Annotated in this window: 11 protein-coding genes; 2 read left to right on the plus strand and 9 right to left on the minus strand. The window is 73.2% G+C overall.

Annotation, left to right across the window (positions count from 1 at the left end; translation table 11 throughout):
- Positions 1 to 53: 53 nt before the first annotated feature.
- The 6 genes from manA to ACRAKH_RS29590 all read right to left on the minus strand — a co-directional run bounded on the left by manA (position 54) and on the right by ACRAKH_RS29590 (position 6983).
- Positions 54 to 1160 carry a mannose-6-phosphate isomerase, class I gene (gene manA / locus ACRAKH_RS29565; protein WP_380720711.1) on the minus strand — a complete coding sequence of 369 codons (1107 nt, stop codon included), beginning with the start codon at positions 1158 to 1160 and terminating at the stop codon, positions 54 to 56.
- Positions 1161 to 1169: 9 nt separating this feature from the next.
- A complete protein-coding gene (locus ACRAKH_RS29570) occupies positions 1170 to 2126 on the minus strand; it encodes an ROK family protein (protein ID WP_447009424.1) in 957 nt (318 codons plus the stop codon).
- A gap of 62 nt (positions 2127 to 2188) precedes the next feature.
- Complete coding sequence (locus ACRAKH_RS29575) at positions 2189 to 2629, minus strand: NUDIX hydrolase (RefSeq protein WP_380720706.1); 441 nt, start codon at positions 2627 to 2629, stop codon at positions 2189 to 2191.
- 93 nt (positions 2630 to 2722) lie between these two features.
- Complete coding sequence (mgrA, locus tag ACRAKH_RS29580) at positions 2723 to 3703, minus strand: L-glyceraldehyde 3-phosphate reductase (RefSeq protein WP_380720703.1); 981 nt, start codon at positions 3701 to 3703, stop codon at positions 2723 to 2725.
- On the minus strand, positions 3700 to 4542 hold the full coding sequence (locus ACRAKH_RS29585; protein WP_380720700.1) for a LacI family DNA-binding transcriptional regulator: 843 nt from the start codon (positions 4540 to 4542) through the stop codon (positions 3700 to 3702). Before ACRAKH_RS29585 ends, mgrA begins: the two co-directional genes overlap by 4 nt.
- Positions 4539 to 6983, minus strand: a complete 2445-nt coding sequence (locus ACRAKH_RS29590; protein ID WP_380720697.1) for a glycoside hydrolase family 2 protein — start codon at positions 6981 to 6983, stop codon at positions 4539 to 4541. The genes ACRAKH_RS29585 and ACRAKH_RS29590 overlap by 4 nt, the downstream gene beginning before the upstream one ends.
- Positions 6984 to 7103: 120 nt before the next feature.
- On the opposite strand from ACRAKH_RS29590, the gene ACRAKH_RS29595 reads away from it, so the two are divergent.
- Together ACRAKH_RS29595 and ACRAKH_RS29600 are read left to right on the plus strand one after the other, a co-directional pair.
- Entirely contained in the window at positions 7104 to 9251 is a 2148-nt protein-coding gene (locus ACRAKH_RS29595; RefSeq protein ID WP_380720695.1) for an alpha-galactosidase, read from the plus strand.
- Positions 9252 to 9389: 138 nt separating this feature from the next.
- Positions 9390 to 9923 (plus strand): DUF3558 domain-containing protein, encoded by a 534-nt coding sequence (locus ACRAKH_RS29600; protein ID WP_380720692.1) that lies wholly within the window; start codon positions 9390 to 9392, stop codon positions 9921 to 9923.
- 26 nt (positions 9924 to 9949) lie between these two features.
- On the opposite strand, the gene ACRAKH_RS29605 is transcribed toward ACRAKH_RS29600, so the two are convergent.
- Genes ACRAKH_RS29605 through ACRAKH_RS29615 form a run of 3 tightly spaced genes read right to left on the minus strand, consistent with a single transcriptional unit; the run spans position 9950 to position 14717 of the window.
- A complete protein-coding gene (locus ACRAKH_RS29605) occupies positions 9950 to 12031 on the minus strand; it encodes an alpha-galactosidase (RefSeq protein WP_380720689.1) in 2082 nt (693 codons plus the stop codon).
- Complete coding sequence (locus ACRAKH_RS29610) at positions 12028 to 12894, minus strand: ABC transporter ATP-binding protein (RefSeq protein ID WP_380720686.1); 867 nt, start codon at positions 12892 to 12894, stop codon at positions 12028 to 12030. Before ACRAKH_RS29610 ends, ACRAKH_RS29605 begins: the two co-directional genes overlap by 4 nt.
- Positions 12891 to 14717, minus strand: coding sequence for a dipeptide/oligopeptide/nickel ABC transporter permease/ATP-binding protein (locus ACRAKH_RS29615; protein WP_380720683.1), 1827 nt, complete (start codon positions 14715 to 14717; stop codon positions 12891 to 12893). Before ACRAKH_RS29615 ends, ACRAKH_RS29610 begins: the two co-directional genes overlap by 4 nt.
- Positions 14718 to 14719: the final 2 nt, after the last annotated feature.

Here is a 14719-nt window from a genome sequence, read left to right on the forward strand (position 1 = left end):
CGGCATGAGCCTTCCGCCGCACCCGTGTGCTCACCCGGTCACGTCGTGAGCCGTCACGCGCCGCCCAGGTTCGTGGTGGCCCAGAACGCCTCACCGGGGCCGGCCACCGCGGCCGCGTCCCCGCTGTGAGGTAGGAAAGCCGACTCACCGCCGCTCAGCACGACTTGTTCGCCGCCGCGGGTCAGCGTCACCGATCCGCTGGTGCACAAGAGGAGTTGCGGTCCGTCGCCCGGAAGCACCGCGCCGTCCCGCACGGAGTGCAGGCGGAACTCGGGCTCCGGGGTCCGGTACGTCCGCAGTGGACCGCCGTCCTCAGCGTCGAGGACGGCGGCCGGACCGGTCCGGTGGTCCACCAGGGACAGCACGGCGCGCACGTCCACCGGCTTGGTGGTCAGGCCCGCGCGGAGCACGTTGTCGGAGTTGGCCATCAGCTCGACGCCCGTGCCGCGCAGGTGCGCGTGCAGCACGCCGGCGCCGACGTGGACGGCCTGGCCGGGCCGCAGCCGCACCGCGTTGAGCAGCAACGCCGCGACGACGCCCGCGTCCGCCGGGTAGACCTTCGCCAGCTCCGCCACGTGCGCCAGCCCCGGCACGCGGACGGCGGCGCCCGCCACCTCGGCGACCAGGTCGGCGTCGGCCCCGCACAACGCCCAGCGCAACGCGTCCCACGTCTCGCCGACCGCGAGCCGGGACCGCAGCGGGGCCAACGACGGCAGGTCGAGCGCGTCCAGCAGCGCCACGGTCTCCGCGGGCCGGCGGAACCCGGACAGGGTCTCGAACTCGGTCAGGGCGACCAGGACCTCCGGCTTGGGCCGGTCGTCGCGGTAGCCGTGCTCGGCGAACCCCACCACCGCCTGGTCCCGGTTCGGGTGCACCTGCAGCGACAGCGGGGCGTCCACGGCCAAGACCTTGAGCAGGAACGGCAACCGCGGCCCGAAGGCGGCCAGGCTGTCCGGCCCGAGCAGCCCGGCCGGGTTCGCGGCGAGGTACCGGTCCAGCGCCACCCCGGAATCCGCCAACCGCGACGGGTCGTCGGGGTGCGCGCCGACCCACAGCTCCGCCTGCGGCGCCGGGCTCGGCGACGGCTCGCCGCGCATCTCGGCCAGCGCGGTCCGCGAACCCCAGTGGTACTCCCGGACGATGGTCTCCAGCTTGCGCACGGCGATCCCTCAGATTCCCACGGGCACGGACGGGACGCGGGCGTCAGCGAGCAGCGCCGCCGCGCCGATCAGCCCCGAGTCGACGCCCAGCGTGGCCGGGCACACCTCGACCCGGCGCATGAAGTCCAACCCCGCGTGGTCCGCGAGCGGTTCGGTGACGGCCGGCTCCAGCAGGTCCCAGGCCTGCGCCACACCACCGCCGATGACCACGCGGTCGATCTCGCACAGCGCCGACGCCACCGTGATGACCCGCGCCACGGCCTCACCGGAACGCCGGAACGCGGCCCGCGCGGTCGGGTCGCCCGCCCGCGCCGCGGCGGCGAGCGCGACGCCGTCCGCCGTGCCGCCCAACGGCTGCCAGCCCTGTTCCAGCGCCCAGCGCACCATGGACGGGCCGCTGGCGATGGCCTCCGAGCAGCCGTTCGCGCCGCACCCGCACCGGGGTCCGGCCGGGTCGACCACGAAGTGGCCGACGTGGCCCGCGTTGCCGGTGGTGCCGAAGTGCGGCCGGCCGCCGAACACGAACCCGCCGCCGATGCCGGTGGACACGACCATGCCGAGCAGGCACTCGCTGCCCCGGCCGTTGCCGTGGTGGTACTCGGCCAGCGCCATGCACAGGGCGTCGCCGCCGAGCCGCACCGGCAGGCCGGGCAGGAGGCCGCCGACGCGGGAGGTGATGGGGAAGTCGCGCCAGCCGGGGATGTTCACCGGGCTGATCGTGCCGTCGCGCAGGTCCATCGGGGCGGCCGAGGCGATGCCCGCGCCGAGCACCGCGCGGCCGGCGGCCTGGGCGAGCAGGTCGTCCAGCAGGCCCGCGAGGCCGCTCCACACCGCCTCGGCGTCACCGGGCGGGGTGGCGGTGGTGCGGCGGGCGAGGACGGTGCCGTCCGACTCGACCAGCGCCGCTGCGAGCTTGGTGCCGCCGATGTCGATGGCGACCGCGACCGGGTCGAGTTCGTGGCCCATGAGACTTAGTTAAGCGGTTAATCAAAGTTTCGTCAAGGGGGGTTGACGCCCCCAGGCAGCTGTCACGCGTCCCACCCCGCCGTGCCGAACGGCGTGCCCGCGCGGTACCCGGCGATGCCGGCGGCCGGGTACTCGATGAGGTCCGCCGGCAGGGCGTCGAGCGGGAACCAGCGCAGCTCGGAGCACTTGTCCGGCTCGCGGTTCTCCGGCACGCCGGACCACGTCCGCGCCTCGAAGAACAGGCCCAGCCGCGGTTCCAGCCCGGAACCGGCGACGTGCAGTGTGTGCACCAGGCGCAGGTCCGCCGGGTCCAGGCGGACGCCGACCTCCTCCTCGGCCTCCCGCACCGCGGCGGCCAGGACGGACTCGCCCGCGTCGAGCTTGCCGGACGGCAGGTGCCAGCGGCCGTCGAAGCGCGCGTCCGCGTCCCTGCGGCGCGACAGCAGCACGAGGCCGTCGCGGACCAGCAGCACGTGCACGTCGACGAGGTGGCGGTCGGTCATCGGCCCGCACCGCCCGGCAACGCCCGCGCGGCCCGGCCGGCAGCCCGCGGGCCGAACCCGACCCGGACCGCGCGGATCACCGTGCCACGACCGTCACAGGTGCTTCTCGATCTCGGCCAGCTCCTCCGCCTCGAACGCGAGGTTCGCCGTCGCGGCCACGTTGTCCTCCAGCTGCTTCACGCTGGACGCGCCGATCAGCGCGGACGTGACGTTGCGCAGCACCCACGCGATCGCCAGCTGCGCCAGCGTCTGCCCGCGCCGCTTCGCGATGTCGTTCAGCGCCCGGACCTTCGCCAGCGTCTCGTCGTCCAGGTTGGACTTCGAGAGGAACGGCGAGGCGCCCGCCGCGCGCGACCCCTCCGGCACGCCGTCGAGGTAGCGGTCGGTCAGCACGCCCTGCGCCAGCGGCGAGAACGCGATGCTGCCCGCGCCCACCTCCGCCAGCGCGTCCAGCAGGCCGTCCTCGACCCACCGGTTGAACATCGAGTACGACGGCTGGTGGATCAGCAGCGGCGTGCCGAGGTCGGACAGCACCCGCGCGGCTTCCAGCGTCTGCTCGGCGGAGTAGTTCGAGATGCCGACGTACAGCGCCTTGCCCTGCCGCACCACGGCGTCCAGCGCGCCCATCGTCTCCTCGACGGGCGTGTCCGGGTCGGGCCGGTGGTGGTAGAAGATGTCGACGTAGTCCAGGCCGAGCCGGGCCAGCGACTGGTCCAGCGAGCCGATCAGGTACTTGCGGGAGCCCCACTCGCCGTACGGGCCGTTCCACATGTGGTAGCCGGCCTTGGTGGACACCAGGACCTCGTCCCGGTGGGCCCGGAAGTCCTGGGCGAACAGGCGGCCGAAGTTCTCCTCCGCGCTGCCGGGCGGCGGGCCGTAGTTGTTCGCCAGGTCGAAGTGCGTGACGCCGAGGTCGAACGCGCGCCGCAGGATGGCCCGCTGGCCGTCCAGGTGCCGGTCGTGGCCGAAGTTGTGCCACAGGCCGAGCGACACGGCGGGCAGCTTGAGCCCGCTGCGACCGGACCTCCGGTACGGCATGGCGTCGTACCGGGACTCGGCGGCTTGGTAGGTCATGTTGGTCCTTTACCGGTGCTCTGCCTGGGGATGAGCGCGGCCTTCGGCGACCAGCGCTCGGCGACCTCGCGGCCCTCGATCAGCTCCAGCACCGACTCGGCCACCGTGACGCCGAACTGGTGGACGTCCACGCTCATCGTGGTGAGCGCGGGCGTGGCCAGCCGGCACAGGGTCGAGTCGTCCCACGCGACGAGGCTGAGCCGGTCCGGCACGGCGCGGCCCAGCTCCTTGGCGGCGTTCAGACCCGCGACGGCCATCACGTCGTTGTCGTAGAGGATCGCGGTCGGCGGCTCCGGCGTGTCCAGCAGCGCGGAGGTGAGCTTGGCCCCGGACTCCTCCGAGTAGTCGCCCTCCACCACGACGGGCTCGATGCCCGCCTCGGCGCACCCTTCGAGCAGCACCGCGGTCCTGGCCCTGGTGTGCAGCAACGACTCCGGGCCGCTGACCCGCGCGATGCGCCGGTGCCCGAGGTCGAGCAGGTACGCGAGGGCTTCGCGCACGGGGCCCGCGTCGTCGGTGCGGACCGCGGGCACGGCGACGCCCGCCGCGTCCGGCTCGCCGACGTACAGCGCGGGCAGGCCGATCTCCCGCAGCACCGCCGGGCGGCGGTCGTCCGCGGTGCGGTTCACGACCACCACCGCGTCGACCACGCCGCCCGCCGCCCACCTGCGGTAGGCGGCGATCTCGGCGTCCTGCGTCCCGACGATGTGCAGCAGCACGGACCGGTCGCCCTCGGCGAGCCGCTCCTCGATGCCCGCGATGAACTCCATGAAGAACGGCTCCGCGCCCAGCAGCCGCGCGGGGCGGGCCAGGACGAGGCCGACGGAGCCGGTGGTCATGTCCGCGCCGCGCTGAGGCTGTTGGCCGATCGGAGCACCAGCCGGTCGGTGAGCGCGGCCGGGTCGACCGACTCGGCCGCGGTCCGGACCAGGAACGAGTGCGACTCCCCGGCGGCGAGGGTGATCAGGGCGTCGTCCGTGACGGCGTCCTCGGCGACCCGGTCCGCCAGCACGGCGACGTCGCGGGCGAAGGAGGTCGCGGTGACGTCCACGCGGTAGCCCTCGGACACGCGGCGCACCTCGGCGGTGAGCGGCGCGGGGTCGTAGGCCAGCTCCACGTCCTCCAGGAACAGGTGCGCGGTGCGCGCGTCGGCCGTGCTCACCACCAGCACCTCCCCCTTCGGGTCGGCCGGCGCGACCAGGTCCGCCGGCAACTCCAGCTGCGCGACCGACCGGGCCGGCACGTCGAGCGGGAGTTTAGCCGCCGCCAGCACGTCGCCCGCGAACGTCTGCCGCTCCAGCGTGACGTCGCTGGTCCAGACCTCATCGGTGTCGTTGACGGCGATCAGCGCGTCCACGCCGTCGCGCGGCTGGACGGTGAGCAGCCGGGGCGCGAAGGCGTGCCTGAGCGCGTAGTACAGCGGCTTGGGGCGCTCGTCGCCGTCGATCGCGGCCCACGAGGTGACCGGCCAGCAGTCGTTGAGCTGCCAGACCAGGGCGCCGGCCGTGCGCGGCCAGTGGGAGCGGAAGTGCTCGACGCCGAACGCGACCGCGCGGGCCTGGTTGAGCTGGGTCGCCCAGTGCCAGTCCTCGAACGCCTCGGGCGCGGGCAGGTGCGGCGCCAGGCCGCGGTCGAGCTTGCCGTTGCCGTCGTCGGCCTTCTGGTGCAGCAGGAACGCGGGGGACGTGGGCGTCATCGGCTCGTCGTGCACCCACCGGGTCAGGGTCGCCCAGGTCGGCGGGCCCTGGAAGCCGAACTCCGAGCAGAACCGCGGGGTGTGGTCGCGGTAGTGGGTGTAGTCGACCCGGTTCCAGACCTCCCACTCGTGCCGCGTGCCGTGGGTGTCCTCGTTCGGGTGCAGGTCGCCGGGGCTGTACGGGCTGCCCGGCGAGTAGTGCCGGGTCGGGTCCAGCTCGGCGACGATCGCGGGCAGCAGCTCCTCGTAGTAGCCCCGGCCCCAGGTGCGGCCGTCGAGGCTCTCCTGCCACTGCCAGTCGTGGAAGCCCCACAGGTTCTCGTTGTTGCCGTTCCACAGCGCCAGCGAGGGGTGCGAGGTGAGCCGGGCGACGTTCTCGCGGGCCTCGGCCTCGACCTCCTCCCGCAGCGGCGACTCCTCCGAGTAGGCCGCGCAGGCGAACAGGAAGTCCTGCCACACCAGCACTCCGCGCTCGTCGCAGACGTCGTAGAAGTCCTCGGTCTCGTAGATCCCGCCGCCCCAGATCCGGAGCATGTTCATGTTCGCGTCGATCGCCTGCTCGACCCGGCGGACCAGCCGGTCACGCGTGATCCTGGTCAGGAAGTGGTCGTCCGGGATCCAGTTGGCGCCCTTGGCGAACACCGGCTTGCCGTTCACGACGAACGTGAACGGGGCGCCGACCTCGTCGGGCGCGGTGTCGACGGTGATGGTGCGGAAGCCGACGCGGCGGTCGGCCCGGTCCACGTCCTCGCCGTCGGCCCGGAGGACGACGCGCAGGTCGTAGAGGGGGTGGTCGCCGTAGCCGACGGGCCACCACAGGTCGACGTCCGGGACCTCCACGGTCACGACGCCGGTGTCGCCCTCGACGCGGGCGCCGCGCTCGACGCCGCCCACGGAGGCCACCACGGTCAGCTCGGCGTCGCGCGCGCGGTCGACCTCGACGTGCACCTCGACGCGGCCGACGCCGTTGCCGTCCACCGTGACGAGCGGGCGGACGCGGTGCAGGCGGGCCTCGGTCCAGCGCTCCAGCCGGACCGGCTTCCAGATGCCGGCGGTCTGCAGGTCGGGGCCCCAGTCCCAGCCGAAGGAGCACGCCATCTTGCGGACGGCGTTCATCGGGTGCGGGTAGGCACGGGGGCGGTGGCCCAGCGCGGCCTCCTGCTCCTCGGCGTGCGAGAGGGCCGAGCGGAAGGTGACGACCAGGTCGTTCGCGCCGTCCACGAGGTGGTCGCGCACGTCGAACCGGTAGGAGCGGAACATGTTGGCGGTGCTGCCGAGCACGTGGCCGTTCAGCTCGACCGTGGCGACGGTGTCGAGGCCGTCGAACGCCAGCTCGACCTTCTCGCCCGGCTTGGCCGCCTCGGCGTCGAAGGTGAGGGCGTACCGCCAGTCGGCGCGGTGCGCCCACGCCAGCTCGGTCTCGTTGGTGTCGAGGTAGGGCTCGGGGATGAGACCCGCCGCCAGGAGGTCGAGGTGGGTGCTGCCGGGCACCGCCGCGGGCACCTCGCGGTCGGCGACGGCCGCCGGGATCGGCCCGCCCACCGCGCTCAAACGCCACCCGTCGTGCAAGGTCGTACGGATCATCGTTCCTCTTTCCCGGCGGCGGCGGTGGGTTACTGCCGTGTGACAATCAAGGTATGGCGATTCTTACGCCAGCAACTAAAGTAAGTCAACGAGGTTCACCGCCAGAGAGGAAGACCACAAGTGGCAGACGTGACGCACCTGCGGGCAGCGGGTGTGAGCCTGGTGCTCGACTTCTCCGGGGGCACCCTCCCCCGGGTTCGCCATTGGGGCTCCGACCTCGGCGAACTCGACCCGGACGCGCTGGCGGGACTGCTCCTGTCCCAGCGGCCGCACCCCATCGGCTACTCCGTGGACGGCGCGGTCGACGTGGCCGTGCTGCCGGAGCAGTCCGCCGGCTGGCTCGGCACGCCGGGAATCATCGGCAACCGCGCCGGCCGTGACTTCTCGACCGCGTTCCGGGTGGTGTCGGTGGACGAGACGGCCGGCGCGACCGGTGGCGGCCGCGTGGTCGCGCGGGCGGTGGACGAGGTCGCCGGGCTCGGGCTGGAACTGGTCGTCGAGCTGACGGCGTCCGGGCTCGTGCGGCAGCGCGCCGAGCTGACCAACACCGGGTCGACCGCGTTCTCCCTCGACGCGGTGAACCTGACCCTCCCCGTGCCGGCGCAGGCCGTCGAGATCCTCGACTTCACCGGGCGGTGGACGCGGGAGCGCAGTCCCCAGCGCACCCAGTGGACGCACGGCCTGCGCGTGCGGGAGAACCGGACCGGGCGCACCGGCTACGACTCCGCGTACCTGTTCGCCGCCGGCACGGCCGGGTTCGGCAACCGGTCGGGCGAGGTCTGGGCCGTGCACACGGCCTGGTCGGGCAACCACCGGACGTTCGCCGAGAAGACGTACCACTCGGTGTCGCTGCTCGGGTCGGGCGAGCTGCTGCTGTCCGGCGAGGTCGTGCTGGCGGCGGGCGAGTCGTACCGGTCGCCGTGGCAGTACGCCTCCCACGGGCACGGGCTGGACGAGGTGTCCGCCCGGTTCCACCGGCACCTGAGGTCGCGCCCGGGGCACCCGACCTCGCCGCGCCCGGTCGTGGTGAACACCTGGGAGGCCGTGTACTTCGACCACGACCTGGACCGGCTGAAGGCCCTGGCGGACGCCGCCGCGGCCGTCGGCGGCGAGCGGTTCGTGCTGGACGACGGCTGGTTCGGCTCGCGGCGCGACGACCGGCGCGGCCTCGGCGACTGGCACGTGTCGGACGAGGTGTGGCCGGACGGCCTGAAGCCGCTGACCGACCACGTCACCGGGCTGGGGATGCAGTTCGGCATCTGGGTCGAGCCGGAGATGGTCAACCCGGACTCCGACCTGGCGCGGGCGCACCCGGACTGGATCATGGCGGCGGGCGACCGGCTGCCCGGCACGGCCCGGCACCAGCAGGTGCTCGACCTGGCCCGGCCCGAGGCGTTCGAGCACATCCTGGAACGGCTGGACGACCTGCTGACCACGTACCCGGTGTCGTACCTGAAGTGGGACCACAACCGGGACCTGGTGGACGCGGGGCACCGGCCGACCGGGCGCGCGGGCGTGCACGGCCAGACGCTGGCGGTCTACCGGCTGCTCGACGAGCTGCGGCGGCGCCACCCCGGCGTGGAGATCGAGTCGTGCTCGTCCGGCGGCGGCCGGGTCGACCTGGAGGTCCTGGAGCGCACGGACCGGGTGTGGGTGTCGGACTGCATCGACGCGCTGGAGCGGCAGTCGATGCAGCGGTGGACCAACGCCCTGATCCCGTTGGAGCTGATGGGGACGCACGTGGGCGCCGAGACGTCGCACACGACGCACCGGCGGCACCCCGTCGACTTCCGCGCGGGCACGGCCCTGTTCGGGCACTTCGGGATCGAGTGGGACCTCACCAAGGCGTCCGCGGACGACCTCGCGCGGCTGACGTCGTGGGTGGCGCTGTACAAGGAGTTGCGGCCCCTGCTGCACTCCGGCGTGGCCGTGCACGGCGACCACCCCGACCCGGCGGTCGAGGTGCACGGCGTGGTCGCGGAGGACGGGTCGGACGCCGTGTTCGCCGTCGTCGCCCTGGCCACGTCGCAGCTCTACCCGCCGGGCGCCGTGCGCCTGCCCGGCCTCGCGCCGGACCGCGCGTACCACGTGCGGCCGCTCGCGCCCGGCGACGTGCCGGACGGCAACGCGCACCACTGGGGCGTGTTCCTGCCGTGGTGGACGCCCGAGGGCGTGACGCTGCCCGGTCGGGTGCTGGACACGGCGGGCGTGCAGGCCCCCGTGCTGTACCCGGAGCGGTTGGTGCTGGTGCGCGCGACGGCGGTGTGACCCGTTCGCAAGTCCGACGGCGGTCGTGGGCCCCTGTGGTCTCACGGCCGCCGCGCGCTTTCGCGGTCTAGCGGTGGTCGGGCGTGGTTCGTTACCGTTCAAGACACGAAGCGTCAGCTGACCGACCAGGAAGAACCTGTGAACACACGAATCGTCCTGATCGGCGTCGCTGTCGCGATGGCCGCGGTCACCTCGTGCGGTGGCCCGGCCGGCGGCGAGGCCCCGCCGACCTCCACAACGTCGCAGGCCGCCACCGCTCCGCAGGTCGGCCCGTCCCGAGGCGGCCTGCTGGACCGCACCGACCCGTGCACGCTGCTCACCAAGGCCGAGGCCGAGCAGGTCACCGGCGCGCAGAGCGCCGAACCGGTGGCGGAGGAGCTGGGGTCGGCCAAGGTGTGCACCTTCTCGCCGCAGAAGGCGCGGCTCGGCGTCGGTGTCCGGGCCACGTCCGGGCTGGCGGAGGTCCAGTCGAACGGCAACGTGGTGCAGGACATCGTGATCGGCCGCCACCAGGCCAAGCAGGCCGTGGGCGCGACCGGCAGCTGCGGGATCTTCATCGGCGTCACCGAGACGTCCCGGGTGGACGTCGTGCTGAACTCGGGCAGCCCCGACGAAGACCCGTGCCCGGCGGCGTTGAAGGTCGCCGAGCTGGTCGAGCCGAGGCTGCCCTAGGGGTTCAGGCCCTCGGCCGGACGGGTTCAGGCCCCCAGCCGCACGACGACCACCGCCGGCGCGTCACCGCCGTGAGCGGCACGCAGCACCCCTCGCGCCGCGTCCCACTCGAAGGCCCACTCCGGCGACGTCACCGGGAACACCGGCGACACCGTGACGTCCCGCTCGCGCAGGTGCGGCACGGGGAGGTCGACGGCCGGTGACGCGTCGGGCAGCCGCCACACCGTCACGTAGCTGTCCGCCGCGGCGCGCAACCCCTGCGCCACCCACGGGCCGGTGCGGTCGGTCAGGCCCAGCGGCCAGAACGGGACGGAGGCGGCGATGTCGGCGCGAAGTCCTTTGTGGACGGTGACGGCCTCGCGCACCAGTGCCCGCTGCCCGGCGTCCATGAGGTCGACCCGACCGGCCAGGTAGAGGCGGCCCAGCACGCCGGTCGCCAACGTGAACGCGGCCTCCGACGCCGACATGCCCGGCTGCGCGTACGCCCAGTTGCCCGCCTGCTCGGGCAGCACCGACGCGGGCGCGGCGGCGGCGATCGGCGGGTACAGCAACGGGTTCTGCTGGTCCGACGTGGACTGCAGGTGCATCCGAGACAGCATCGCGTAGTCCATCCGCATCGCGCCGGACGCGCAGTTCTCCAGCAACAACCCCGGGTGGCGGGTCAGCACGCCGTCCAGCCACGCGAGGTGCGCGCGGTTGTGGGCGAGCAGGCCGTCGCCGGGCGCGAGGCCGCCGAGGTCGCTGCCGGGACCCGGCATGATGTTGTAGTCCAGCTTGATGAACCCGACGCCGAACTCGCCGACCAGCCGGTCCACGACCTCGTCCACGTGCCGCACCGCGTCGGGGTGCCGCAAATCGAGGTGGTGGCGGCCGTGCTCGGTCACCCGCACGCCGTCGCGCTGGAAGAACGCCTCGTCCGGCAGCGACGCGGCCAGCGGCGACCGCACGCCGACGACCTCGGGCTCCAGCCAGATGCCGGGCACCATCCCGCGCTCGCGGATGCGGTCGGCGACCTCGCCGAACCCGCCGGGGAACCGGGTCCGCGACGGGCGCCACTCCCCGACGCTGTCCCACCACCGGCCGTCCTCGTCGTACCAGCCGGCGTCCACGCAGAAATAGTCCGCGCCCACGTCGGCCGCCGCGTCGATCAGCGGGAGCAGCTTCTCCGTGGTCGGGTCACCCATGAGCGTGTTCATGTAGTCGTTGAAGACCACCGGCAGCTCGGGCGAGCGGCGGTCGCGCAGCGTGGCCCGGCGCTGCCGCGTCACCGCGGCGAACGCCTCGTCCACGCCGCCGGCGACGACCGCCACCGACACCGGCACGGTGGTGAAGCCCGCCCCGGCCGTCACCACGCGCGACCACTGGTGCTCGGCGTCCGTCGGCCCCAGGACGGCCACGTACGCGCCGGTCACGGTCTCGCCGACCTCCCAGTGCCACGCGCCGTTGTGCTCGACCTGCCAGGCCAGCGCCCAGCTGTCGTCCCGCGCCACGAGCACGCCGGTCGGCAGGTGCTCGCCGGTCGACCACGAGCTGCGGGACGTGAGCGCGAACCGGCTGCGGGACGCGTGGTGGTGGACGACCGGGTCCATCGCGACCAGGCCGACCTCACGCAGCGGACGGCGACTCCAGCGCGACTCGGCGACCCAGTCGGAGTCGCCGCGCACCAGGTCCACGTCGTCCACCGAACGGCCCGAGTCGGCCAGGAAAGCCCCGGTGGACAGCGATGTCACGGCCTGCAACCGCACTTCGCCGTCGCCTTCGACGTCGACCTCCGTCCACGTCCGCACGGCGGGCACGCCGGGCACGCCCTCGAACACCGACGTCACCACCAGCCCGGTCACGGGGTCGTGCTGCACGACCCGCAGCCAGGTCCCGGACGCCTCGTGGCCGCGGTACCGCAGCCGTGCGCCGATCGTGGTGTCCGCGTAGCGGTGGCTGCCGGGGAACCGGCCGTGGCCGAGCGCCTGCACCTCGACCAGCGGCACCGCGGCGCCGCCCGGCGGCGCGTCCGGCGAGCCGTCCGGCCGCAGCGACCGCAGGCTCACCGGCCCGTCCCCGGCGGCGTCCAGCACCAGCCGGACACCGCCGGTCGACCAGGTCACCGTCACTTCGCCACCACGTCCTCCCACGCGCCGGTGTTGTGGTCGTACGCGGCGGCCGCGCCGGCCTTCTCCACGTCGGCCGGGTCGATGTCGACGGCGCGGCCGCGCGCCTCCGGGTTCGGCGCGGCGGAGGCGAGGATCTTCGTGTACGGGTGCTGCGGGTTGAGGATCACCTCGTCGGCGGGCCCCCGCTCGACCACGCGCCCCTTGTAGAGCACGAGGATGTCGTCGGAGAAGTGCCGCGCGGTGGCCAGGTCGTGCGTGATGTAGAGGACGGCGAGGTTCTCCTCGCGCTGCAGGCGTGCCATCAGGTTCAGCACGCCGAGCCGGATCGACACGTCGAGCATCGACACCGGCTCGTCCGCGACCACGACCTTCGCGCCCGGCGCGAGCGCCCGCGCGATGGCCACGCGCTGCCGCTGACCGCCGGACAGCTCGTGCGGCCGGCGGCCCGCGACGTCGCGGCCGGGCAGCGACACGCGCTCCAGCAGCCGGACCACCTCGTCCCAGCCGTGCGGCCTGCCGTGCAGCTTCAGCGGCCGGGCCAGGTGGTGCTCGATCGTGTGGAACGGGTTCAGCGAGGCGAACGGGTCCTGGAACACCATCTGCACGTGGTCCCGGTACGAGCGCTCCGGCACCCGCTTGCCGTCGTCGCCGGTCACCGTGATGGAGCCGCCGCTGGGCTTCTCCAGCCGGGCGATCATCCGGGCGATCGTGGACTTGCCCGAGCCGGACTCGCCGACCAGCGCGACCGTGCGGCCGGGGGTGAGCGTGAACGACACGTGGTCCACCGCGCGCAGCCGGACGCGGCGCAGGCCCACCCGGACGTGGAAGTCCTTGACCAGGTCCTTCGCTTCCAGCGTGGTCATCGGACGCCTCCCGACGGGGTGGGCTCGCCGGACCGGTCGACCGGCGTCATCTGCTCGCCCGAGCGGACGAACGCGCCGCGCTCGCCGGTCAGGCTGGGGAACGAGTCGAGCAGCTGGCGGGTGTAGGGGTGCGCGGGCTGCTCGTACATCTGCTGCGCGGAGCCGTACTCGACCACCTCGCCCTCCTTCATCACGGCGATGCGGTCGGCGAGTTCGAGCAGCAGCGGCAGGTCGTGCGTGATGAACAGGACGGCGAAGCCGATCTCGTCGCGCAGCCGCAGGATCTCGCGCAGGATGCCGCGCTGCACGACCACGTCCAGCGCGGTCGTCGGCTCGTCCATGATCATGACCTGGGGGTCGAGGAGCAGCGCCATCGCGATCATCACCCGCTGCCGCATGCCGCCGGACAGCTCGTGCGGGTAGGAGCCGAGCCGCCGCACGTCCACGCCGACCAGCCTGAGGACTTCCTCGCACTTGGCCTTGCGTTGCGCCTTCGTCATCTCCGGCCGGTGCGTGGTGAGCACGTCCTCCAGCTGGGCGCGGATCGTGATGACGGGGTTCAGCGCGTTCATGGCGCCCTGGAAGACCATCGACAGCTTCGACCAGCGGAACGCCCGCAGCTCCTCCGGCGTGAGCGCCAGGACGTCCACGTCGTCGCCGTCGCGGTCGTGGAACGTCACCGAGCCCGTGGTCACCTCGGCGGGCGGCCGGTGCAGGCGGTTGATCGCGTAGGCGAGCGTCGTCTTGCCGCAGCCGGACTCGCCGGCCAGGCCGAGGATCTCCCCGCGCCGCAACGTGATCGACACGTCCTTGACCGCGTGCACCGGGTTCTCCACCTGGTAGACGACGGACAGGTCGTTGACGGTGAGCACCACGTCGTCGTCCGTGCGCCCGACCGGCGCCGGCTGCCGCACAACCTCCGCCGTGGCGCGCCGCGGGATGTCCCGCAGCTTCGGGTTGATGATCTCGTCGATGCTGAAGTTCACCAGCGCCAGGCCGCAGCCGAACAGGGCGATGATCAGGCCCGGCGGCACGAACCACCACCACGCCTCGCGTTGCAGCGCGAAGCCGTTCTGCGCGTAGTAGAGCATCGTGCCGAGCGTGGACGAGTTGGACGCGCCCAGGCCGAGGAACGACAGGCCGGCCTCGCTCAGGATCGCGTAGATCACCGAGAAGACGAACTGCGAGGCCAGCAGCGGCAGCAGGTTCGGCAGGATCTCGACCGTGATGACGCGCCACGGCTTCTCGCCCGACACCTTGGCCGCGGCCACGTAGTCGCGGTTGCGCAGGGACAACGTCTGCGCGCGCAGCACGCGGGCCGACGCGGCCCAGCCGGTGATCGCCAGCACCACCGCGATCGTCCACGAGCCGCGCTGGTCGGCGGGCACGAACGCGGAGATGACGATCACCAGCGGCAGGCCGGGGATCACCAGCATCACGTTGGAGAACAAGGAGAAGCCCTCGTCCACGTACCCGCCGATGTAGCTGCCGACGATGCCGAACAGCGCCGACAGCGCGGTCGCCATCACGCCCACGAGCAGGCCGATGTAGAGCGAGCCGCGGGTGGCGTGCGCGAGCTGCGCCACGATGTCCTGGCCGGTCAGCGTGGTGCCCAGCCAGAACTCGCCGCCCGGCGGCGTCAGGCTGATGTCGCGGATCGTGTTCGGGTCGCCCACCAGCAGCGGTCCGATCACGCCGATGAACGTGATCAGGGCGATCAGGAACAGGCCGACGCCGAGCTTCGGCGACCAGCGCGGCAGCATGGACCGCCAGCCGGCCCGTCCGCGCGGGGCTTCGACGGTGACAGCACTGAGGTTGGTCACGG

The sequence above is a fragment of the Saccharothrix hoggarensis genome (assembly GCF_052936025.1).

Coding starts and splice junctions, on each gene's coding strand:
- ACRAKH_RS29585 (WP_380720700.1), bottom strand. CDS start 4,542: ATGACCACCGGCTCCGTCGGCCTCGTCCTGGCCCGCCCCGCGCGGCTG.
- ACRAKH_RS29610 (WP_380720686.1), bottom strand. CDS start 12,894: ATGACCACGCTGGAAGCGAAGGACCTGGTCAAGGACTTCCACGTCCGG.
- ACRAKH_RS29590 (WP_380720697.1), bottom strand. CDS start 6,983: ATGATCCGTACGACCTTGCACGACGGGTGGCGTTTGAGCGCGGTGGGC.
- ACRAKH_RS29570 (WP_447009424.1), bottom strand. CDS start 2,126: ATGGGCCACGAACTCGACCCGGTCGCGGTCGCCATCGACATCGGCGGC.
- mgrA (WP_380720703.1), bottom strand. CDS start 3,703: ATGACCTACCAAGCCGCCGAGTCCCGGTACGACGCCATGCCGTACCGG.
- ACRAKH_RS29575 (WP_380720706.1), bottom strand. CDS start 2,629: ATGACCGACCGCCACCTCGTCGACGTGCACGTGCTGCTGGTCCGCGAC.